General features: G+C 57.6%; 15 protein-coding genes. All 15 read right to left on the reverse strand.

Translation table 11 applies throughout. From position 1 onward, the window contains the following. Nucleotides 1–14: 14 nt before the first annotated feature. A complete protein-coding gene (locus tag C8265_RS00845; RefSeq protein ID WP_108482486.1) occupies nt 15–1,646 on the reverse strand; it encodes an alpha-D-glucose phosphate-specific phosphoglucomutase in 1,632 nt (543 codons plus the stop codon). 8 nt (nt 1,647–1,654) lie between these two features. Further along, on the reverse strand, nt 1,655–3,523 hold the full coding sequence (malQ, locus tag C8265_RS00850) for a 4-alpha-glucanotransferase (RefSeq protein WP_108482080.1): 1,869 nt from the start codon (nt 3,521–3,523) through the stop codon (nt 1,655–1,657). Beyond that, nucleotides 3,520–5,607, reverse strand: a complete 2,088-nt coding sequence (gene glgX, locus C8265_RS00855; RefSeq protein ID WP_108482081.1) for a glycogen debranching protein GlgX — start codon at nt 5,605–5,607, stop codon at nt 3,520–3,522. The genes malQ and glgX overlap by 4 nt, the downstream gene beginning before the upstream one ends. Nucleotides 5,608–5,610: 3 nt before the next feature. Beyond that, on the reverse strand, nt 5,611–7,029 hold the full coding sequence (glgA, locus tag C8265_RS00860) for a glycogen synthase GlgA (protein ID WP_240610950.1): 1,419 nt from the start codon (nt 7,027–7,029) through the stop codon (nt 5,611–5,613). Continuing rightward, nucleotides 7,029–8,294 carry a glucose-1-phosphate adenylyltransferase gene (gene glgC, locus C8265_RS00865; protein WP_108482083.1) on the reverse strand — a complete coding sequence of 422 codons (1,266 nt, stop codon included), beginning with the start codon at nt 8,292–8,294 and terminating at the stop codon, nt 7,029–7,031. The genes glgA and glgC overlap by 1 nt, the downstream gene beginning before the upstream one ends. A 136-nt stretch (nt 8,295–8,430) precedes the next feature. Continuing rightward, entirely contained in the window at nt 8,431–10,641 is a 2,211-nt protein-coding gene (glgB, locus tag C8265_RS00870; protein ID WP_420818837.1) for a 1,4-alpha-glucan branching protein GlgB, read from the reverse strand. Nucleotides 10,642–10,792: 151 nt separating this feature from the next. Further along, nucleotides 10,793–13,174 (reverse strand): glycogen/starch/alpha-glucan phosphorylase, encoded by a 2,382-nt coding sequence (locus C8265_RS00875; RefSeq protein ID WP_108482085.1) that lies wholly within the window; start codon nt 13,172–13,174, stop codon nt 10,793–10,795. Nucleotides 13,175–13,353: 179 nt separating this feature from the next. Next, complete coding sequence (locus tag C8265_RS00880) at nt 13,354–14,379, reverse strand: aldo/keto reductase (RefSeq protein WP_108482086.1); 1,026 nt, start codon at nt 14,377–14,379, stop codon at nt 13,354–13,356. Between the two features lie 10 nt (nt 14,380–14,389). Next, a complete protein-coding gene (locus C8265_RS00885) occupies nt 14,390–15,358 on the reverse strand; it encodes an ABC transporter ATP-binding protein (protein ID WP_108482087.1) in 969 nt (322 codons plus the stop codon). Then, complete coding sequence (locus C8265_RS00890) at nt 15,355–16,326, reverse strand: ABC transporter ATP-binding protein (protein WP_108482088.1); 972 nt, start codon at nt 16,324–16,326, stop codon at nt 15,355–15,357. Before C8265_RS00890 ends, C8265_RS00885 begins: the two co-directional genes overlap by 4 nt. Further along, nucleotides 16,323–17,228, reverse strand: a complete 906-nt coding sequence (locus tag C8265_RS00895; RefSeq protein WP_108482487.1) for an ABC transporter permease — start codon at nt 17,226–17,228, stop codon at nt 16,323–16,325. Before C8265_RS00895 ends, C8265_RS00890 begins: the two co-directional genes overlap by 4 nt. A 55-nt stretch (nt 17,229–17,283) precedes the next feature. Then, nucleotides 17,284–18,258, reverse strand: a complete 975-nt coding sequence (locus C8265_RS00900; RefSeq protein WP_108482089.1) for an ABC transporter permease — start codon at nt 18,256–18,258, stop codon at nt 17,284–17,286. Between the two features lie 93 nt (nt 18,259–18,351). Next, complete coding sequence (locus C8265_RS00905) at nt 18,352–19,917, reverse strand: ABC transporter substrate-binding protein (RefSeq protein WP_108482090.1); 1,566 nt, start codon at nt 19,915–19,917, stop codon at nt 18,352–18,354. Between the two features lie 81 nt (nt 19,918–19,998). Beyond that, nucleotides 19,999–21,582: an ABC transporter substrate-binding protein gene (locus C8265_RS00910; RefSeq protein ID WP_108482488.1), complete on the reverse strand. Its 1,584-nt coding sequence runs from the start codon at nt 21,580–21,582 to the stop codon at nt 19,999–20,001. A gap of 133 nt (nt 21,583–21,715) precedes the next feature. Then, a complete protein-coding gene (gene ppk2 / locus C8265_RS00915; RefSeq protein WP_108482489.1) occupies nt 21,716–22,603 on the reverse strand; it encodes a polyphosphate kinase 2 in 888 nt (295 codons plus the stop codon). Nucleotides 22,604–22,738: the final 135 nt, after the last annotated feature.

The following is a 22,738-nucleotide window of genomic DNA, read 5'->3' on the forward strand; positions in this document are numbered from 1 at the left end:
TATTCCTGTTCCGCTTAGGTGCGCACATCCGGAGCCTGGCGGCCAGTAAACTTGGCGATACCTGCCAAGTGATCGGCGCGCGCGATCATATCCTTAAGCGCTTCTTGTGTATCTTTGGTAAACGTCGCCGGATCATCGGACACATCCTCAAGATATACCCGCAGCGTCGCGCCCACCGTACCTGTGCCCGAAAGACGGTAAACGATGCGCCCGCCCCCCGTGAACGTCACGCGCAACCCTTGCGCGGTGGCGCGGCTGCCATCGACGGGATCATCATAGGAAAATTCATCAGCGGATTCGACGGTTGCGCCCAATACATCGGTGCCGGGCAAGCCAGGAAGTTTGGCGCGCAACCCCTCGATCATCGCGTTCGCTTCTTCGGCATCCACCGACTCGTAATCGTGGCGGGAATAGAAATTGCGGCCAAATTCGGCCCAGTGATCGGTCATCATCTGTTGCACCGACTTGCCGGTTTTGGCCAGAATGTTCAGCCATAGCAAAACCGCCCACAGCCCGTCTTTTTCGCGCACATGGTCGCTCCCTGTGCCGGCGGATTCCTCGCCACACAGGGTGATGCGGCCATCATCCAGAAGATTGCCAAAAAACTTCCAACCCGTTGGGGTTTCATAACAATCAAGACCGCGTTTCGCCGCCACCCGGTCCAGCGCGCGGGACGTGGGCATCGATCGCGCCACGCCTTTCAATCCGTCGCTATAGGCCGGGGCCAAATGCGCATTCGCGGCCAAAACGGCAAGGCTGTCGGACGGCCCGACATAGCAATTGCGCCCCACGATCATGTTGCGATCCCCATCGCCATCGGACGCCGCGCCGAAATCGGGGGCATCATCGCCCATCATCACGTCCATCAATTCCTTGGCCCAGATCGGGTTGGGGTCGGGGTGGCCGCCGCCAAAATCCGGGCTGGGCGTGGCGTTCACCACGCTGCCGGGGGCCGCGCCCAAAGTATCCTCCAGAATTGTTTTGGCATAGGGGCCGGTGATCGCGTGCATCGCATCAAACCGCAACGTAAAGCCACCGGCAAACAGATCGCGCAGAGCATTGAAATCAAACAGCTCTTTCATCAAATTGGCATAATCAGCCACGGGATCGACAATTTCGATTTCCATGTCGCCAAGGGTGGTGGTGCCCAGGGTTGACAGGTCGACATCCTGCGCTTCCATGATCTGATATTCGGTGATCGAGGCGGCCGCCGCGACCATCTTGTCGGTCACGTTTTCGGGGGCCGGGCCGCCGTTGGGCGTGTTGAATTTGACGCCGAAATCTTCATCCGGGCCGCCGGGATTGTGGCTGGCCGACATGATGATGCCGCCATCGGTCTTGTTCAGCCGGATCAGATGTGACGCCGCCGGTGTCGACAACAGCGCGCCCTGCCCGACGATCATCTTTTTTGCACCCGACGCCGCCGCCATGCGCAAGATCACCTGCGCCGCCCGGTCATTGAAATACCGCCCGTCGCCACCAAGAACCAAGGTTTTCCCCCGAACGCCCCCGATGGCCGACCAGATCGCCGCCACGAAGTTTTCAAGGTAATGCGGCCCCATGAACACGCGGGTCTTTTTGCGCAGACCGCTGGTGCCCGGTTTCTGGCCATCGATTGGGGCGGTTTTAACAGTGATCACACTCATATCGGTCCTCATCTTCCTGCGGTTTTCATGGTTTGGGCTGCTTTTATCACACCGGGGTGTTTGGGCAAATCTTGCGGTGAAATACCCAGTCGGCGGCGCCAATTGGGATGATCATACACGGTGCCGGGCAAATTGGGTTGTTCAATCAGACCTAACGCATCTTCGGCCTGAACAGCGACAAGGCGCGATGGCGTGGCGGCGAGAAACCCGTTCACCTGGTCAACGCCATGCCCGCCAACCGTGGTTTCAAATGCCTTCACCTCGGCGGCGCGCTCTGTCATGGCGGCGGTTTGCGCGGCGCAATCCAGCCCCCCCAGTTTCGCCCGCCAGCCAATATCGCTGCCCCGTCGCCAACCGCGATAGGTGGGCAGATCATGGCTGGCAAATGATGTCAGAACCCGGGTGTCATAATCGGCGGCAGGTTTGAATTCGGGCGTGTCGGATTGCCACTTCTGCTCAAACATTGCCACCCGGCATCCAAGGATGTTGGATTCGGCAAGATCGGACTGCAACCCTTTGGGAATATTTCCTAAATCCTCGCCGATAATCACCGCGCCAACCCGCGCCGCTTCGATCCGTGCAACCGCCAGAAGTGCGGCTTTGGGCATGGTCACATAGGCGCCGGGCGCGTTTTCCGGCACCCAGAATGCCCGTTCAAACCCCAGGATATGATCAATCCGCAACACCCGCGCATAGCGCAGTTGCGCGCGCAGGATTTCGGCCAAGGCGGCAAAGCCGGTCCGTGCAAGATGGCGCGGCCGCATCGGTGCGAGATTCCAGCGTTGACCGCCCGGCGAAAACCCATCGGGAGGTGCGCCCAGCGAGCATCCCGGCGCAAACAAATCCGGATCGCCCCAGGTTTCGGCCCCCTTGGGATGGGTGCCCACGGCCAGATCCAGATAAAGCCCCAGCGCCATTGCCCCTGCCTTTTCGCACACCTGACCCAACTGATGCTCGGCCCGCCATTGCAGCCATTGATGATAGCGCAGCGTGTCGGCATTTTCGCCAGCGAACGCCGCCACATCCGCTGACTCTGGCGTATGAAATGCGACCGGCCAATCGGGCCAATAGGCACCATATTGATCTGACAGCGCCTGATGCAGGGCAAACCGGCGCAACGACTCGCCTTCGGCCAAACAATAGGCATCAAACGTTGAATCGCCCTGAAACGCCGCATATTCCGCACGCAAGGCCCTGTTTTGCGCGCTCAGAACCGCCGCATAATCAATCAACGGCCCATGATCATCGGCCTTTGCATCCGCCGCGATATGCAGGATGGAAAACCGGCGGCGCGATGACGGTGAATAAGGGCTGAACGCCATCGGGTCGGTCGGAAATCCGGCGTGAATCGGATTGATCCCAAGGAATCCGACACCAAGCCCGGCCAGATCCCGTACCAGACCGCCAAGATCGTGATAATCGCCAACGCCCCCCTGCGCGGCGGTGCGCAAGCCATAGAGCGGCATCGTCAGCCCCCAACTTTTGGGCGCCGGGGGCAGGGAAACAGGCGCGCTTAGCAGCCATGTGATGTAATCGCCCACGACCAATCGATGGATGCCCAGCGGCAAAACGGGCAAGGCGCCCTGCCCCTCGGACTGGGCCCCGTTTTCCAGGGTCAGCCGCCAAGGCGCGGCAACAACAGGCCCCGGCGCATTGGCCACGGTCACCATCCATTCGGGCAAATCACGCGCGCCATCCTCAGCGCGCAGCGCGTCATGGGCAGCCGTTAACGCCGAAGCGTTTGACGTATCAAACCCCATACCGGCCACAATCGCCGCCTTGGTTTCGGGCGAGGTATCATGCCAGCTGTCGGTTTGATCCTGATACCGCTCGATCACCCCCAGATATGCAGCCAGTCGCGATAACGGGTCGCTCATTGGGCAGGTTCCAACACCAAAACCGCGACGCTGTGATCGGCCACGGATATCGTGCCGTCCGCACACGGGCCATCCGTGCCCGCGACCGCCGTGTTGATCTGACAACACCACACCTGACCGTTGGGTGGATCGGGCAGCGTCACGCAAACCGCTGCGCCTGCGTTAAATACGGCAAACACCGCTGTTTCTGTGGCGGCATAAAACGGCGTCGCCGAGGCGGTGCGCATTTCAAGACAGATGCATTGCAATCCCGGATCCTGCCAGGCCTCGTCCGAAATCGGCGTCCCGTCTGCCAGGCTCCAGAATAAATCGGGGCGGCCATCAACGGCGCGTTCCTGCGCATGCAAAAACAGCTTTTGGCGCAGGATCGGGTGCTTTTTGCGAAATGCGATCATCTTTTTGGTGAAGGCGTGAAAATCACTGTCGGCCTCGGCCCAGTCGATCCAACTGATGCCATTGTCCTGACAATAGGCGTTGTTGTTGCCCCCTTGGGTGTTGCCCAATTCATCACCGGCAAGCAACATTGGCGTGCCTTGGGATAAAAACAGCGTCGCCATCATATTGCGTTTACGCCGCGCACGGGCCGCAATCACCGCCAGTTTCTGGGTCGGCCCTTCGACGCCCATATTGTCGGAGTAGTTTTCACCATGCCCGTCATTGCCATCTTCGCCATTTGCCATGTTGTGTTTTTCATTATAGGAAACAACATCTTGCAAGGTGAACCCATCATGGGCCGTCAACAGGTTGACCGATGATGTGGCCGGCCGGCCCGAATGATCAAACTGTAACGATGATCCGGTCAGCCGGTCGGCCAGCCCAGGTGCCATGCCCGGATCGTGGCGCCAGAACTGGCGCACCGTATCGCGGTATTTATCGTTCCATTCCATGAACGGCGGCGGGAACGCACCCAATTGATACCCCCCCGGCCCGATATCCCATGGTTCGGCAATCAATTTCACACCGGTCAAAACCGGGTCCTGGCGGATCGCATCAAAGAACGCTGCGCCCCGGTCAAACCCGGTGTCGGTGCGCCCCAGGGTCGAACACAGATCAAACCGAAACCCGTCAACATGCATCACTTCGACCCAATAACGCAATGAATCCATCACCATACGCAAAACCATCGGGTGATCGACATTCACCGTGTTCCCGGTGCCGGTGTCATTGATAAAGTGGCGCGGATTATCGGCCAGCCGATAATAGCTGGCATTATCCAAGCCCCGAAACGAAAGAGTCGGGCCCAGTTCGCTCCCTTCACAGGTGTGGTTATAAACCACGTCAAGCAACACCTCGATGCCCGCGGAATGGAACCGCGCCACCATCTGTTGAAACTCGGCAATTTCGCCCCGGTGCATATAACGCGGTTCGGGCGCAAAAAACCCAAGGGTCTGATAGCCCCAATAGTTGGTGAGGTTTTTTTCAACCAGAAACCGGTCGTTCAAAAACGCCTGCGGTGGCAGCAGCTCAATCGCGGTGATGCCCAGATCGGTGAGGTATTCCAACATCGGATCACTGGCCATGCCCAGAAACGTGCCCGGCAAATCCACGCTGGGATGCAGCGCGGTCAACCCTTTGACATGGGCCTCATAGATCACGGTATCCTGAATCGGGGTGGCAGGCGGCGCATCGCGGCCCCATGAAAACGCCGGATCTTCGACCACGCAGCGCGGCATGTACGGCGCACTGTCGCGTTTATCAAAGCTGAGGTCCAGATCATGCGCCCCGACGGTATAGCCCATCAAGGCATCGTGCCATTTCGGATGCCCGGTCAGCCGTTTGGCATAGGGATCAAGCAGCAGTTTGTTGTGGTTGAACCGGTGCCCTTCTTCGGGGGCATAGCGGCCATAGGCGCGCAAACCGTATTTCTGGCCCGGGCGCATCCCCGACACATAGCCATGCCAGACATCGCCATCCCGTTCGGGCAGATCCAGCCGCGCAACCTCGTGTTTACCATCTTCGGAAAACAGACACAGGACCATTCGGTCGGCATGTTCGGAAAAGACGGCGAAATTTACCCCGTCGCCAACAAACGTCGCACCAAGAGGGGCGGCGCGCCCGGCGGTCATCACAAAGGGACTGGTCATATTTTATATAATTGCCTGATAGAGCTGTGCATATTGTTTGGCGGATTCACCCCAACCCACGGGGTGGGCCATGGCGTTGCGCTGGATGTGTTGCCACAGATCGGGCTGGGCATACAGCGCACATAGCTGATCCAGCGCCCCTGACAATGCCTGCGCCGTGATTGGCGCAAATTGCAGACCAGTTGCCACACCGATCTTGCGCGCGGCATCATTGGCGGCGATCACCGTATCGGCCAACCCCCCGGTCAATGCCACCACCGGAACCGTGCCATAGCGGAGCCCATACATTTGGGTCAGGCCACAGGGCTCAAACCGCGATGGCACCAGAATTGCATCGCCCCCTGCCATCATCCGATGGCTCAGCGCCTCATCATATCCGATGCGCACCGCTATGTTCGGGTGATGATCGGCCAGGGCGCGAAACGTATCTTCCAACCCTTTATCGCCACTGCCCAGCAGGGCCAAACGGCCCCCCTTGGCCAAAAATCCCGGCAGGGCGTCGATCAGCAGATCCAGCCCCTTTTGTTCGCTCAGCCGCGAAATCAGCACGGCCAGCGGGCCAGCGCCAGGGGGCAGATCAAATTCATTGATCAGACGGGTCTTGTTTTCGGCCTTGTCGGCTGGCGTGGCATAGGGCGCGATATTGGGATCGGTCGCGGGGTTCCACACATCGAGATCGATACCGTTCAAAATGCCCGATAAATCCGCCGAACGCGCCCGCAGCACGCCATCCAGCCCCATGCCAAATTCTGGCGTCAGCAATTCGCGGGCATAGGTGGGGCTGACCGTGGTAAGTTTGTCGGCATAGACCAAACCGGCCTTGAGCGCCGAAATCTGGCCATAAAATTCAAGACCATCAGGGGTAAACATCCAATGGGGCAGACGTAATGTATCCAGCTTTGACGCGGGTGCGAGGCCGTGAAAGGCAACATTATGAATAGTCACGATCGCACGCACATTGTGTATCCCAAGCGCGCGCAGATACGCAGGGGCCAGCCCCGCCTGCCAGTCATGACAATGCAGGATCTGAGGCCGCCACTCCCCCACCCCCTCGCGCGCGAGGCGCGCCGCCATCCACGACAGCGCGGCAAAGCGTTCCGGATTATCGCTCCAATCCTGACCGGCGGTGTTCAGGTAAATCGATCCGCCCCGCTCGTATAAATGGGGGGCGCGCAGGATCAAAAGTTTCAGGTCGGCAATCTGCGCCTGTACCACCTCACCGCGCCCACCGAACAAATCCTCTTCGGACAGCACAACGTCGCCCAATTCCAGCTGGTCTAAAACCGCCGGATACCCGGGCAGCAGCGTGCGCATATCGGCCCCCTGCCCGGCCATTGCGCCGGGCAACGCGCCCACAACATCGGCCAGACCGCCGGTTTTCACCAGCGGCGCGCATTCCGATGCAACGGACAAAGCCCGTATCACAGCGCTTTTGCCCGTGCGTCCAACATGCCCTTGGTGATCAGGGTCACGCCGCCTTCGGACACGCGGAACCATTTGGCATCTTCGACCGGATCATAACCCACAACCAACCCTTCGGGAATGTGCACACCACGGTCGATCACGACCTTCTTCAGCTTTGCCTTGCGCCCGATATTGGCATAGGGCAGCACCACCGCCTGTTCCAGACAGGCGAACGAATTGGTGTGCACCTGTGTAAACAGCAGGCTTTCCCGGATTTCAGTGCCCGAAATCACACAGCCCCCCGCCACCAATGACGAAATCGCGATGCCGCGACGGTCAGGTGAATCATGCACGAATTTTGCAGGCGGGACAGATTCAGAATAAGTCCAGATTGGCCATTTTGTATCCCACAGATCAAGATCGGGGGTGAAATCGGTCAGATCAATATTGGCTTTCCAAAATGCATCAACCGTGCCCACGTCACGCCAATAGGCCGGTGCGTCGGGGTCATGTTTGACACAGGACTCTTCGAACCGATGCGCCACGGCTTTCCCGTTTTTCACGATGTCAGGAATGATATCACTGCCAAAATCGTGGCTGGAATTCGGGTTGGCGGCATCGGCCATCAAACGTTCACGCAACTGCGACCATTTGAATACGTAAATGCCCATTGATGCCAGGGTCACGTTGGGATCATCGGGCGTGCCCGGCGGATCGGCAGGTTTTTCCAAAAAGCTCGTGATGCGGTCATTTTCGTCAATCGCCATCACGCCAAATGCGCTTGCCTCTTGCCGGGGTACGGTCAGGCACCCGATGGTGACATCGGCACCGGATTCAACATGCTGTTGCAACATCACTTCGTAATCCATCTTGTAGATGTGATCACCGGCCAGGATCAGAACATATTCAATCCCATAACTGTCAATGATATCAATGTTCTGGGTCACCGCATCGGCCGTTCCCAGATACCATTTGTTTTCTGCCACCCGCTGAGATGCAGGCAGGATGTCAAGGTATTCGTTGCGTTCCGCCCGAAAAAACGACCAGCCCCGCTGGCAATGGCGGATCAGTGAATGCGCCTTGTATTGGGTGGCGATGGCCATCTTGCGGATGCCCGAATTCAATGCGTTGGAAAGAGCGAAATCAATGATCCGGGTCTTGCCGCCGAAATAAACCGCAGGTTTGGCACGACTATCGGTCAGTTCCTGTAATCGCGACCCGCGCCCACCGGCCAGCACAAATGCCATACTTCTGCTCGACAATCTCGCATTCGGGGTCGCCATAGTGTCTCCTCCACATCTGGACTCATCGGTACGGTTGAATTCGATGGTTTGCCCACCGTGGTATTGGCTGCACATGTTGATCGACACAGATCAGATATGCGCCGGGCGGCCTGTGAATTGCAAACCGCCCGGTTGGTTAATCATCCTTAACAAAAATCATTGTCGAAAGCGGCGGCAGCACCAGATTGGCACTGGCCGGTTGCCCCTGATGGGGGTCGTCGCGGGCGACAATGCCGCCCATGTTGCCGCGATTGCCGCCACCATACACCTTGGCGTCGCTGTTTATCACTTCGCGCCAGCGGCCCGATTTTGGCAGACCCATGTGATAATCGGTACGCTCGACCGGGGTGAAATTGCAGACCACAACAATTTCCGCATCATCGTGATTTCCCCGCCGGATCCATGATAGGATCGAGTTTTCGGCATCGTTCACCTCGATCCACTGAAATCCGTCGGGCTCGCAATCCTTGACATGCAGCGCCGGCTGGGTGCGGTACAACACGTTCAAATCCCGCACGAGGGTTTGAATGCCCTTATGCGCCGGGTCTTCCAGCACGTCCCATGTCAGCTGTGCGTCGTGGTTCCATTCACCGGGCTGGGCAAATTCCTGACCCATGAACAGCAATTTTTTGCCCGGATGCGCCCACATGAACCCGTAATAGGCGCGAAGATTGGCGAATTTTTCCCAGGTGTTGCCCGGCATTTTATCCAGCATTGATCCTTTGCCATGCACCACTTCGTCATGGGAAATCGGCAGGATAAAGTTTTCGCTGAATGCGTAATGAATGCCGAAGGTCATCTGGTGGTGGTGATGCTGGCGATAAATCGGGTCTTTTTCCATGTATGACAGGGTGTCGTTCATCCACCCCATGTTCCATTTGAACCCAAAGCCCAATCCGCCCGCATCCACCGGCTGTGACACACCGGGAAATGATGTGCTTTCCTCGGCCACGGTCATGATGCCGGGCTGTTGGCCATAGACGATGGTGTTGGTGTTTTGCAGCATGGCGATGGCTTCGTAGTTTTCGCGCCCGCCGTCCTTGTTGGGCACCCATTCGCCGTGTTTACGGGAATAATCGCGATATAGCATCGAGGCCACAGCATCCACACGCAGCCCATCAACGTGATATTCCTCAAGCCAATACAGGGCGTTGGACACCAGAAAATTCGCCACCTCGGTGCGGCCATAGTTATAAATCAGGGTGTTCCAATCCTGATGAAACCCTTCACGGGGATCGGCATGTTCATAAAGTGGTGTGCCGTCGAATTTACCCAACCCGTGGGCATCGGTGGGGAAATGGCCGGGCACCCAATCCAGGATCACGCCAATGCCGCGCCCATGCGCCGCCTCGACCAGATTGCGAAATTCATGGGGCGGGCCATGGCGCACGGTGGGTGCAAACAGACCCACGGGCTGATACCCCCACGATCCGTCAAACGGGTATTCCGAAATCGGCATCAGCTCGATATGGGTAAATCCCATCTCGGAAACGTAATCAATCAACTGCTCCGCCGCCTCGACATAGCTGAGCGGGCGGTTGTTGTCATTAACGTGCCGCCGCCACGACCCCAGATGCACCTCATACACCGAAATCGGCGCGCTGCGATCATTGCGCCCGGCGCGGGCATTCATCCATTCGCCGTCTTGCCAACCGTATCCGCGAATATCGCGCACCATGCTGGCATTTTCCGGCGGATGCTGGCTGCCAAATCCGACCGGATCGGCCTTGAGCGGTTGCAACGTGCCATCGGGGCCAATGATTTCGTATTTGTAAATTTCCTTGTCGGCGACACCGGGAATAAAGATTTCCCAAATTCCGGTTGCGCCACGACGCCGCATCAGGTGCCGCCGCCCATCCCAGTTGTTGAACCCGCCCACGACGCTGACGCGCTGTGCATTCGGGGCCCAAACCGCGAAATGCGTGCCTTGCGCGCCTTCGTGTTCCATCACATGCGCCCCAAGCACGGTCCAGATACGTTGATGGGTGCCTTCGCCCAACAGATATTCATCCATCTCGCCAATGACAGGGCCATGGCGGTACGGGTCTTGCATTGTCCAGTTGTCCGTATCGTTGGAACCGGCCAGAACATAGGCCTTGTTCGCCGGGATTTTGCCCGCAAACACATGCAAATCGTCAAATACACGTTCCAATGGGTAATCTTTGCCGCCAATCTGTGCCGACATCGCGGTGGCGCCGTGATCAACCGCCGTTAACCATGTTGCGCGCCCCCGTTTATGGGGGCCCAACACCGAAAACGGGTCGGCGTGCCGCCCGTTGTTCAACGCCTCGGCCACATCGCGCGATATTCCGTGCGCCGGGGGCTTGTCAACAGCGGGTTTTTTCACCGCTGCACGCTTTGCTGGTGCCGCTTTTGGTTTTGCGGCAGACTTGGCGGGAGCTTTCTCGCTTGGTTTAGGTGTTTTCATTTTTCCCACGGTAAGTCATTTTTACGTTCTAACAACCCCACATTGGCACGGGGGGTTCCCTGACCGGGGTTTACGCCCCGGCTTTGACGGCTTTTGCATCCCAGACATCCGCCATATAGCCGCGAATGGTGCGATCCGATGAAAACCAGCCCGAGCGCGCAGTGTTCAACAGCGCCATACGGTTCCAATGATCCGGCTTGGCATAGGCCTGATCCACCTCGCGTTGGGCGCGCCAATAATCAGTGAAATCAGACGCCACCAGGAAATAGTCAGGCCCGGCCAGATTATCGGTAATGGCATGGAACAGCGTCGGATCATCCTTGCTGAACACCCCATCGGAAATCGCCTTGGCGGCGCGGGCCAGACGCGGATCGGCGGCGATGGCCTGTGCCGCGTGGCCGTCGATTTCGCGCCGCGCGACCACCTCGGCGGCGGTCATGCCGAACAAGAAGAAATTCTCGGCACCGACATGGTCACGGATTTCGACGTTTGCGCCATCCAACGTGCCAACCGTCAGCGCACCGTTCAGGGCGAATTTCATGTTGCCTGTGCCGCTGGCCTCTTTGCCGGCGGTGCTGATCTGTTCTGACAGGTCAGACGCGGGAATCAACCGTTCGGCCAATGTGACGTTATAGTTGGGCGGATACACAACCTTGAGAAATTTAGAGGTCACTGGGTCAGCATTAAGAACATCGCCCACCGCGTTAATAAGATGGATGATTTTCTTGGCAAACACATAGCCGGGCGCCGCCTTGCCGCCAAAGATTTTCACCCGCGGCGTCCAATCACCATTGGGGTTGTCGCGAATTTCCTGCCACAGGGCGATGGTTTCAAGGATGTTCAGATGTTGGCGTTTGTATTCGTGAATACGCTTGATCTGCACATCAAACATGGCGTCGGGGTCCAACGCCACGCCTTGGGTTTCCCCAAACCAATTTGACAGCTCTTCCTTGTTGGCGCGTTTTGTCGCCGCATAATCAGCCAGAAAAGCGGCATCATCCACCCGGCTTTCCAGCTTTTGCAACCGCTCCAGATCATCAACCCAGCCTGTGCCGATCGCATCGGTGATCAGGGATGACAACCGCGGATTGGCCGCCAGAACCCAGCGGCGCGGGGTCACGCCGTTGGTTTGGTTCACGATCCGGTGAGGGTGCAATTCGTGCAATTCCTTGAACACGGTTTCTTTCATCAACCCGGTATGCAGCGCCGAAACGCCATTTACCTTGTGCGCCATGATGAACGACAGTTCGCCCATCTTCACATCGCCATCGTCCAGAATTGACAGATTGCGCTGTGGCTTTGCCTTGGCGTGGGATGCATCGATCTGTTCAATCAATTGCATGTGACGGGGCAACAGATCGGTCATCAATTCTTCGCTCCACCGCTCCAACGCTTCGGGCAAAAGAGTGTGGTTGGTGTAGGAAAGACAGCCGCTCGCGGTTTCTATGGCGGCGTCAATCTCCATGCCTTTTTCGTCGTGCAGGATACGCACCAATTCCGGCCCGGCAATCGCTGGGTGGGTATCATTCAGCTGAATTGCCACCTTGCCGGGCAGCAGGGTCAGATCATTATATTCACTGTCAAACCGGCGCAAAATATCGCGCAGGGATGCGGCGGTGAAAAAGAATTCCTGCTTCAGGCGCAAACGCTTACCCTCAGGCGTCGTATCATCGGGGTACAGAACCCGCGAAATCGTGCGCGCCAAAGCCTCGGGTTCGGCCGCTCCGTAATAATCACCAGCGTTGAACCGATCCAGATCGAACAGCTTGGTTGGCAATGCCTCCCACAGGCGCAATGTATTGGCCCACCGTCCCTGCCAACCGATGACCGGTGTGTCATACGCCTTGGCGATGACGGATTCATCTGGTTCCCACCCCTGCTTTCCGACATTGCCACCAAACCCGATGGTGTAACAGGATTCCGGGCGCTCAAATTCCCACACATGGGGCTGCTGCAACCAATCCTCGGGGGCCTCTTTTTGCACACCATTTTCAAAGCTTTGCTTGAACAACCCGTGTTCGTAACGGATGCCATACCCATAGGCCGGGCAGCCCAGCGTTGATAGGGATTCAAGGAAACATGCCGCCAACCGGCCCAAACCCCCATTGCCAAGGGCGGCGTCGGGTTCATCGGCCAACACCGTCGGCAGATCAATACCATGCGCCCGCAACGCGCCATCGGCGGTGTCCATCAGGCCCAGATTGACAACCGCATCTTCCAACAACCGTCCGATCAAAAACTCCATCGACAGGTAATACACCCGCTTGTGTTGTCCGGCATAGGTGGCGCGCGTGCTGGCAAACCACGGATCCACAATCCGGTCACGCACAGTCAACGACAGGGCAATGCGCCAATCGGTAATCTGCGCATGCTGTGGATCTTTGCCCAAGGAATAGGTCAGGTGCCGCGCGATGGCTTCGGCAAAATCGGCGGATTGGTCTTTGGCGGACATGATAATCCCTTCAAGGCTCAGAATTTAGAACGGTGTTAGCGTTAACTTATCTGCAAGTGATAAGGCATGACTGTGGCGTTGCAAGCGCTTTAAAGGATGCTTTACACTGTTTTCTGGCGAAATGGCAAGAATTGCTGCGCCGCAGCAACAGTTGAGCCAAGGAAAAGCAGCGCCCGCGTTTACGGCGTTGGCGCATCTTCGCGCAACAGGCCCTGCGCCTTGAGATCACGCCACAAATCCTCAGGAATCAGCGCTTGCGCCGCCTGCACGTTAGATTGGGTTTCGCTGACACCCTGCCCGCCCGGCACAACCGAAACAGTGGCCGGATGCAGCAACGAAAACCGGAACGCCGCATCGACAAGCCGGGTATCATGGGCGGCGCATACCGCCTCAATCCGGGTCACGCGATCCAACACATCTTGCGGCGCGGGGTCGTAATTGTAATACGCCCCCGGCTTAGCGCCCGTGGCCAGAATGCCCGAATTATAGGCCCCGCCGGTGACAATGCCTATGCCGCGTTGTTGTGCCAGCGGCAGAAAACTATCCAGCGCGGTTTGTTCAAGCAAAGTATAACGCCCGGCGAGAAGAAACAGATCGAAATCGCCCCGTTCGGTCAGCCATTCACAGGTTTCCCATTCATTGACGCCGGCCCCGAAGGCCTTGATCACGCCCTGATCGCGCATGTTAAGCAAAGCCTTGTATCCGCCCGCCATGAATTCATCCAGCGCGGCATCCAAAACGCCGCGATCTCCGCGCGAAAACATATCCAGATCATGGGCATAGAGGATATCAACCCGATCCAACCCCAGACGTTCGAACGAAAACTCAAGGCTGCGCATGACGCCATCATATGTGTAATCAAACACCTCATTGCGATTGGGAACGTCAAACCATTTGTCCTGACCATCGCGCTGTTGCGGCGGGCAAGGGCGCATCAGCCGCCCCACTTTGGTCGACAGAACATATTCATCGCGGGGTTTGTCACGCAGAAACCGGTTCAGCCGCGTTTCCGACAGGCCCAGCCCATACAACGGCGCGGTGTCGTAATACCGCACCCCGGCATCCCATGCGGCCTGCAACGTGTCATGGGCCGCCTGATCGGAAATCGCGCGGTACAAATTGCCCAAAGGCGCTGTGCCCATGCCCAATTCGGTAAAGTCGATCTTGTTTCCGATACGGTCGAACGTGCGGGTGGCAAGGGTCATGTCTGCTCCTTCAGGTCATTTCACCGGCGCGAAAACACGCCACCCGGCCTTTGCCCTTGGTGGCAAGCGGTGGGCGTTCGGCGCTGCATCGCGCAATCGCAATCGGGCAGCGCGGATGATAGGCGCAGCCGGTGGGTGGATTGATCGGATCGGGAATTTCACCTTGGGGCGGCGTAACTTCGCGGCCATAGCCATCCATCTTCGGCGCTGCCTCGATCAGCATTTTTGTATAAGGGTGCTGTGGATTGCTGAACAATTCATCGGGCGTCGCCTCTTCGACCAGGCGGCCCAGATACAGCACGCCGATCCGGTCGGCCATGTGTTGTACCACCGTCAGATCGTGGGAAATAAACAGATAGGTCAGACCAAATTCATCACGCAGATCGCTCATCAGATTCAGCACTTGCGCCTGCACCGACACATCCAGCGCGCTGGTGGGCTCATCGCAGACAATCAGCCGTGGTTCCGAGGCCAAGGCACGGGCAACACAAATCCGCTGGCGTTGGCCACCGCTGAATTCATGGGGAAATTTGCCCGCATCCTGCGCCGACAGGCCAACTTGTTCCAACAGCTTTTCTGCCAGACCTTTGGTATCGCCACCGCGTGCCGCCACCGGTTCGGTGATGATATTGCGCACTTTCCAGCGGGGATTGAGCGACGCAAACGGATCTTGAAAAATCATCTGAATATCGCTGCGAATGCGATCAATCTCGCTGCCGCTGGCCTTCATCAGGTCGGTGCCGTCAATTTCAACGGTGCCTTCCGTGGGCTTCAGCAGACCCACGACCATTTTGCCAATGGTCGATTTGCCACTGCCCGATTCCCCGACCAGGGCATAAACGCTGCGTTCTTCAATATCGAAACTCACGTCCGAAACGGCGGTCAGCATTCGTTTGGGCAGGCGTTCGATCACCCGGTTCAGCCAAGGTTTTGACACATCGAAAACGCGGGTCAGATTTTTGATGGAAACCAGGGTCATGCGTCCTCCATCGGGAACCAGCAGGCGGCGCGCCCTGCCCCGTCTTGCACGGTTGGGCGCGGGTCGGATTTGCACTTATCCTGCGCTTTGGGGCAGCGCGGGTGAAAGGCGCAGCCATTGGGCAATGCACCCAAACGCGGCATCGCGCCGGGGATTTGCGCCAGGCGTTTGCGCCCCTTGCTGGCCAAGGGCGTCGCGCCCATCAACCCGTGGGTATAGGGATGGCGCGGCGCACCGAGCACTTGCGCCACCGGCCCGATTTCGGCCAAACGGCCCGCATACATCACCGCGACCCGATCGGCGGTTTCGGCAATCACGCCCATATCATGGGTGATCAGCATCACCGCCGCCCCCCGTTCGCGGCAAATGCGTTTCAACAGGGCGATGACTTGCGCCTGCACGGAAACATCCAATGCGGTTGTCGGCTCATCCGCGATGATCAATGATGGTTCGGCGCACAACGCCAAGGCAATCACCACCCGTTGCCGCATTCCACCTGAAAATTCAAACGGATAACTGTCAATCCTGTCTTTCGCAGCGGGAATGCCGACTTCGTCCAATGCGGCGATGGCGCGTTTACGCGCCTCGGTCCGGCCCACGGCAAGATGGGTTTCAATCGTTTCACTCAACTGATCCCCGATGGTCAACAGCGGGTTGAGCGAGGTCAGAGGATCCTGAAACACCATGCCAATCTGTTTGCCGCGCACCTTGCGCATTTGCGCGGGCGTCAGATTGTCAATCCGCGTACCGTTCAGGCGCACCTGCCCACCCGAAATCCGCGCCGGACGATCCAAAAGCCCGATCACCGCATTGCCGGTCATCGATTTCCCGGCGCCCGATTCCCCGACCACGCCCAGGATTTCACCCTTGGCAATATCCCATGACACTTGATCCACAGGTTTCAACAGCCCATGGCGCGTGGGAATTTCGACGCTGAGCGCATCAACAGATAATACAGGAGTGTTCACTTGAGCCTCGGGTTCAATGCATCGCGCAGCCAGTCGCCCATCAGGTTTACCGCCAGGGCCAAGGCCAACAGGGTGATCGACGGGAACAGCAAAATCCACCATTCGCCCGAGAACAAAAACCCCTGACCGATGCGGATCAACGTGCCCAGACTGGGCTGTGTGGGGGGCGCGCCAACGCCCAGAAACGACAGCGTCGCCTCGGCAATAATCGCTAGCGCCAGCGATATGGTGGCAATCACCAGCACCGGCGACAGCACGTTGGGCAGAATGTGGCGCAGCATGATCGCCGGACCGGTGCGCCCGATCAGGCGCGCGGCCTGCACGTATTCCTTGTTTTTTTCCACCAATGTCGCGCCGCGCACGACCCGGGCGAATTGCACCCAATCCGACAGGCCGATGGCGATGATCAACACCCAGATTGCCATTTGATTGCGGTATTCCGGCGGTGTAATCCCCTTGGCCACGCCAAAAATCAACATCGCCACAAGGATCGCTGGAAAGGTCAATTGCACATCGGCCACGCGCATGATGATGGTTTCGGCCCAGCCCCCGGCATAGCCCGCGATCAACCCCAATGTGACCCCGATGATCAGCGCCAACAAAACCGCAGAAAACCCCACGAACAGCGAAATCCGCAGCCCATACAGGATGGTGGAAAACACATCGCGGCCCTGATCGTCGGTACCCAACCAGAATGTATCACCCGTAAACGCGTTGGGCGTGCCGGGCGGGGTGAAGCCGTTCATCAGGTTCAATGTGGCCGGGTTGAACGGATCATGGGGCGCGATCAATGGCGCAAATATTGCCGCCAGCACCAAAACAAGGACCACCGCCGTTGCGCCGATGGCAACGGGCGAACGGCGAAAGGCATAGGCGAAATCGCTGGCCCAAAGCCGCGACATGCGGCCGGGATCTTGCGCCTGTTTCACAGCATCCGGTTGAGGAAAATCCGTCATATCAATGCCTTCCGTCGATGCGCAGCCGGGGATCAATGGCGAAATACAACAGATCGACAATCAGGTTGATCGCCACAAACATCACCGAAATCAGCATGAGATATGCTGCCATCACCGGAATATCGACAAACTGAATGGCGTTGATAAACAACAGCCCGACGCCCGGCCACTGAAATACCGTTTCGGTGATGATGGCAAAGGCGATGATGCTGCCCACTTGCAACCCGGTCACGGTAATCACCGGCACCAGCGTGTTTTTCAAAGCATGGCGAAAATTCACCACCCGTTCGGGCAATCCGCGCGCGCGGGCAAAGCGGATATAATCCTGGCGCAACACTTCCAACATTTCAGAGCGCACCAGACGCATGATCAAAGTCATCTGATACAGGCCCAAGGTGATGCTGGGCAAAATCAACGCCAACAGGCCCGATTTGGTCAGGAATCCGGTCGACCAACCGCCCACCATCACGGTATCACCCCGCCCGAAACTGGGCAGCAAATCCAATTCGACCGAAAACAGGTAGATCAGCAATATCCCGATCAGAAATGTCGGCAGGGAAACCCCCACCAGACTGAGCGACATGATCACATTCGAGGCTACGCCATTTCGTCGAATCGCCGTAAACACGCCCATCCCGATCCCGACCAGAACCGCCAGGGTTCCGGAAACGGCCGCCAGTTCCAGCGTCGCAGGGGCGCGTTCGGCCAGAATTGTCGCCACGGGCCGCCCCTGACGATAGCTGACACCAAAATTCCCTTGGGCCGCGTTGCCCAGAAATTTCAGATATTGCACGATAAATGGCTGATCCAGCCCCAGTTGCGTGCGCAACCGGTCAACATCGGCCTGCGTGCGTTCCTGACCCAGCATGTTTTCGATCGGATCACCGACAAAGCGAAACATCGAAAACGCCACCAGCCCCACAATCAGCAGGACGATGACAGACTGAAACACACGGCGAAGGATAAAAGCAATCATGAGTCACTTGGGCCATGAACCGCCCCGAGCGTCAAGACCGACAGGCGCTTAAAACGCGCTGTCGATCCTGCTGACTTTGCGGCAATCTGACGTTTATTCAATACGGATCCAACGCAGGATCAGAAAATCGTCTGGCCGCTGGGTCAGGGAAACGGTATCGCGCGCACCCCAGATCAGGGGTTGCACATACAGCGGCACATAGGCGACTTCGTCTTGATAGATCCGGGTGACCTCCTCCAGCATTTCCATACGTTTGGTATCGTCGATCTCCGATTGGATCTGCGGCAGCAGTTCGTCAATCCGGGCACTGGAATATCCGCCGAAATTCCAACTTCCCAGCTTTTTCTCGGGATTGTCGGTGGCGACGATGAACCGGATCGGGTGTTCGGCATCAAACGTGCCGGGCGACCAGCCCAAAAGGAACATATCCATGTTGTTGCTGCGCAGTTCGGGCCAGTAATTGCGCACTGGCATCGCGTCAAGTTCGGCCGTCAGACCGATTTGCGCCAGCATCGAAACCACAGCCTGACATACGGATTCATCGTTCAGATACCGATCATTGGTACACTTCAGACCAAACGAAAAGCCGTTTTCATACCCCGCCTCGGCCAACAGATCCTTGGCCATTTGCACATCATAGGCGGGGCGTTCCTCCAAATTATCGATATAGCCACGCATCGGCGCGCTGACCAATTGCCACGCTGGTTCGGCATTACCGCGCATGATCGTTTGCAAAATCGCCGGTACGTTGACCGCATGGGCAACTGCCTGTCGTACGCGCACATCCAGAAACGGATTTGGCTGCCCGGCCTGCGCGGTGTATTTCAGCGTTTCGGCGGCGTGGGGAAAGCCCAGCATGATCACCCGCGCCTCAATGCCTTGAATGACCTGCACACCGTCGCTTTGGGCCAGACGTGCGGCATCCTGAATTGGCACCGGGTTAATCAGATCGACATCGCCTGACAACAGGGCCGCTACCGCCGTGGCGGGGTTTTGAATCGGGGTAAATTCGGCGGATGTGATGTTATGCTCGGCCTCACCCCACCAATCATCATGGGGGGTCAGGGTGGTTTTCAGGCCCGGCTGACGCTGTGCCAACACGAACGCACCGGTGCCGTTGGCGTTCAGCGTGGCAAAATTCTCGGCCTCTTTTGCCGGAAGTTTGGCGCCGTTTGCCGCCGCCCAATCGGAATCCATGATCATCCAGTTGGCAATGCTGTCGGGGAAAATCGGGTTTGGGTCGGTGGTCATGAAATCAACGGTGTATTCATCCACCTTGATGACTTCGGAAACCGGCGCAAACCAGGACGCCACATCGGATGCATCGCTGCTGGCGCGCTCGTAGGAAAAAATCACATCATCAGCGTTGAATGTCGCGCCATCGTGAAACACCACGCCTTGGCGCAGGGTAAAACGCCAGCCTTCGCCATTGCCTATCGGCGCCCATTCCGTGGCAAGGGCCGGTTCAACCGACATATCCTTGCCGCGCCGCACCAGCCCCTCATAGACATTGTTGAGAAAGCTCAGCACCGGAGTGCTGCTGACGGCGTGGGGGTCCATGCTTTGGGGGTCGGTCGTGCTGGCCCAGCGAAAGGTTTCGCCATGTGCCGCAGCACCGATGGACAGCGCGATCGCGCTGGCAATTGAAAGTCTGAACATATCTCTCTCCGCTAAAGGGACCGCGCGCCACATGGCCAGGGGCGGGCCGCGGCGCATCGCCCTGCCCGCCCCTCGTGTGGTTTAGTTCACTTCGAAATATTTGATCTTGGGCGTGTCTTCTGCCGAGACGGGTACGTTGATATTATCGGCAAATCCCCAGTTCAAAACCTGATGGTGCAGCGGAATATACAGGGTTTCATCCTGAACGGTGGCCCAGATGTCGGCGATGCTTGCATTGCGCGCTTCCAGATCGGTTTCGCTGGCGAGGGCCTGAATCTTCATGTCAAGATCGGGGTTGGAATACCCGGTCGCATTCCACGAGCCGTATTTTTCACCGCTCGTATGCACCAGAAAGTTAAAGATATATTCGCTGTCCTGGGTTGGCACGCCCCAACCCAACATGAAGAAATCGGTGGACCGATTGGCGATCAGCGGGAAATGTTGCGCCTTGGGTTTGGCATCCAGATTAACGGTGATTCCGACCTGGGCCAACATGCCCACAGTGGCCTGACAGATCGCCTCGTCATTCACATACCGGTCGTTCGGGCAATCCAATTGGATGCTGAACCCATCGCCATATCCGGCCTCGCTCAACAGGGCCTTGGCGCCATCGATATCGGTCGCGGCGGCGGCGTCCAACTCTTCGGTCCAGCCGTTGACGAAGGGCGGCGCGATCATGCCCGCGGGTTGGGATTGCCCGCGCATCACCACCTGTTTGATGGCTTCGCGGTTGATCGCCATGTTCATCGCCTTGCGCACCCGCTTATCGGCCAGGGGGTTTTTACCTTCGACATTGTCATTGGTCAGATCGTCAGCACCCACATTCAGACCAAAGAAAATCACCCGGTTCTGCGGTGCTGTTTCCACCTTGAGGCCATCAGCCGCCGAAACGCGCATCAAATCCTGTACCGGCACATCCTGAATGAAATCCAATTCACCCGACAGCATGGCCGCCACGCGGGTCGAGGCGTTCTGGATGGGCGTGTAGATGATTTCGGTCACGTCCAGCGGAAATTCATCGGCACCCCAGTAATTTTCATTCAGGGTCAGCACGGTTTTCACGTCCGGTTCGCGGCTGACCAATTTATAGGCGCCGGTGCCATTGGCGTTCTTGGCCGCGAACGTGTCTTCGCCGCCCTCATAATCCTGTACTTTGGTGGCGCCGTTTGCTTCGGCCCAATCCTTGTCCATGATCATCATGTTGGTCAGATTGGCGGGCATGATCGGGTTTGGCCCGTCGGTGACGATTTCAACCACATAATCAGACGGCGCGCGCACTTCCTTGACCGAGGCCAACAGCTCTTTGTAATCGGAACTATCGCTCATGGCGCGGTCGAGCGAAAATTTGACATCCTCACTGGTGAAATCGGCGCCATCGTGAAATTTCACCCCCTGGCGCAGGTTGAAAACCCACACATTGGCATCATCGGGCGACACGGCCCAATCGGTGGCCAGGGCCGGCACCTGTTTGTTGTTCATATCAAGCAACAACAGCGGTTCCATGATCTGATGGTTGATGGTGATTGTCGGGCCTTCGTTCTGGGCATGGGGATCCAGGGTCAGGGCATCGCCCGCCCGCGCCCACCGCAGGGTTTCGGCATTGGCGGCAGTCATGGAGGTGCTGGCCATAAGGGCCAGGGCGAGAGCAGTGGTGGCAGTGCGCATTGCGGTCGTCCTTTCGACATTGATTTCGCGGTCAGTGTTGCGGGGCCGCGCACAGATTGCAAGGGCCTGCCACCGGGTGGCCCACAATCAATGCGCTTTGCCCCGCGCCGCAATCAAACCTTGACCGCCCTCGTCACCCTTGGGATTTGCGCGTATCTGGATGAAGCGAGTTCGCCAGAATATGATCGGCATTCTGCACGATGTTTTCCGCCTGATGCACGATTTTCGGATCGGGCATTTGCACCACTTCCATATCCTTGTCGGGATATTCGAATTGCGACAGAAAATGCCGCATGCAATTCAGTCTCGCACGTTTCTTGTCATTTGACCGGATCACGGTCCACGGGGCATCGGCGGTATCGGTGTAAAAGAACATCGCCTCTTTTGCCTCGGTGTACTCGTCCCATTTATCAAGGCTGGCGCGATCCACCGGCGACAGTTTCCAGCGTTTCAGCGGATCGGTTTCCCGGCTGGTAAAGCGGGCGCGCTGTTCTTCCTGGGTGACGGAAAACCAATATTTGAACAGATGTATGCCACTGCGCGTCAGCATCCGTTCAAATTCGGGGGTCTGGCGAATAAATTCCAGATACTCGTTGGGGGTGCAAAACCCCATCACCCGCTCCACTCCGGCGCGGTTGTACCACGACCGATCATACAAAACCATTTCACCTGCCGTGGGCAGATGTTTGATATAGCGTTGAAAAAACCACTGACCGCGCTCTCGTTCGGTGGGTTTGTTCAATGCGATCACGTGCGCTGTGCGCGGATTAAGATGTTCGGTAAACCGTTTGATCGTGCCGCCCTTGCCTGCCGCATCGCGCCCCTCGAACAACATCACAACCTTTTGGCCGGTTTCCTGAATCCAATGCTGCACCTTGAGCAATTCAACCTGCAGCGCGGCCTTGTCGGCCTCGTATTCGGCGCGACCCAGTTTTTTGGCATAGGGGTATTTCCCCTGTTCAAACCCCGAAATCTGCGCGGTGGCTTGTGTCTGATCGTGTTGGGATGTGTCGTTGGTCATCGGCGCGCTCCTGTATTGGTTGGCATATTTTAATTTTCTCGACACGGGGCAGTCTTTGATTTCCATCAATCCTCAGCTGAATGGCCCCTATTCTTTTGCCCTTGCCGCGCTAAGGTCACCGTCAATCATACAGAG

The organism is Oceaniglobus ichthyenteri (assembly GCF_003057885.1).
GTDB lineage: Bacteria > Pseudomonadota > Alphaproteobacteria > Rhodobacterales > Rhodobacteraceae > Oceaniglobus > Oceaniglobus ichthyenteri.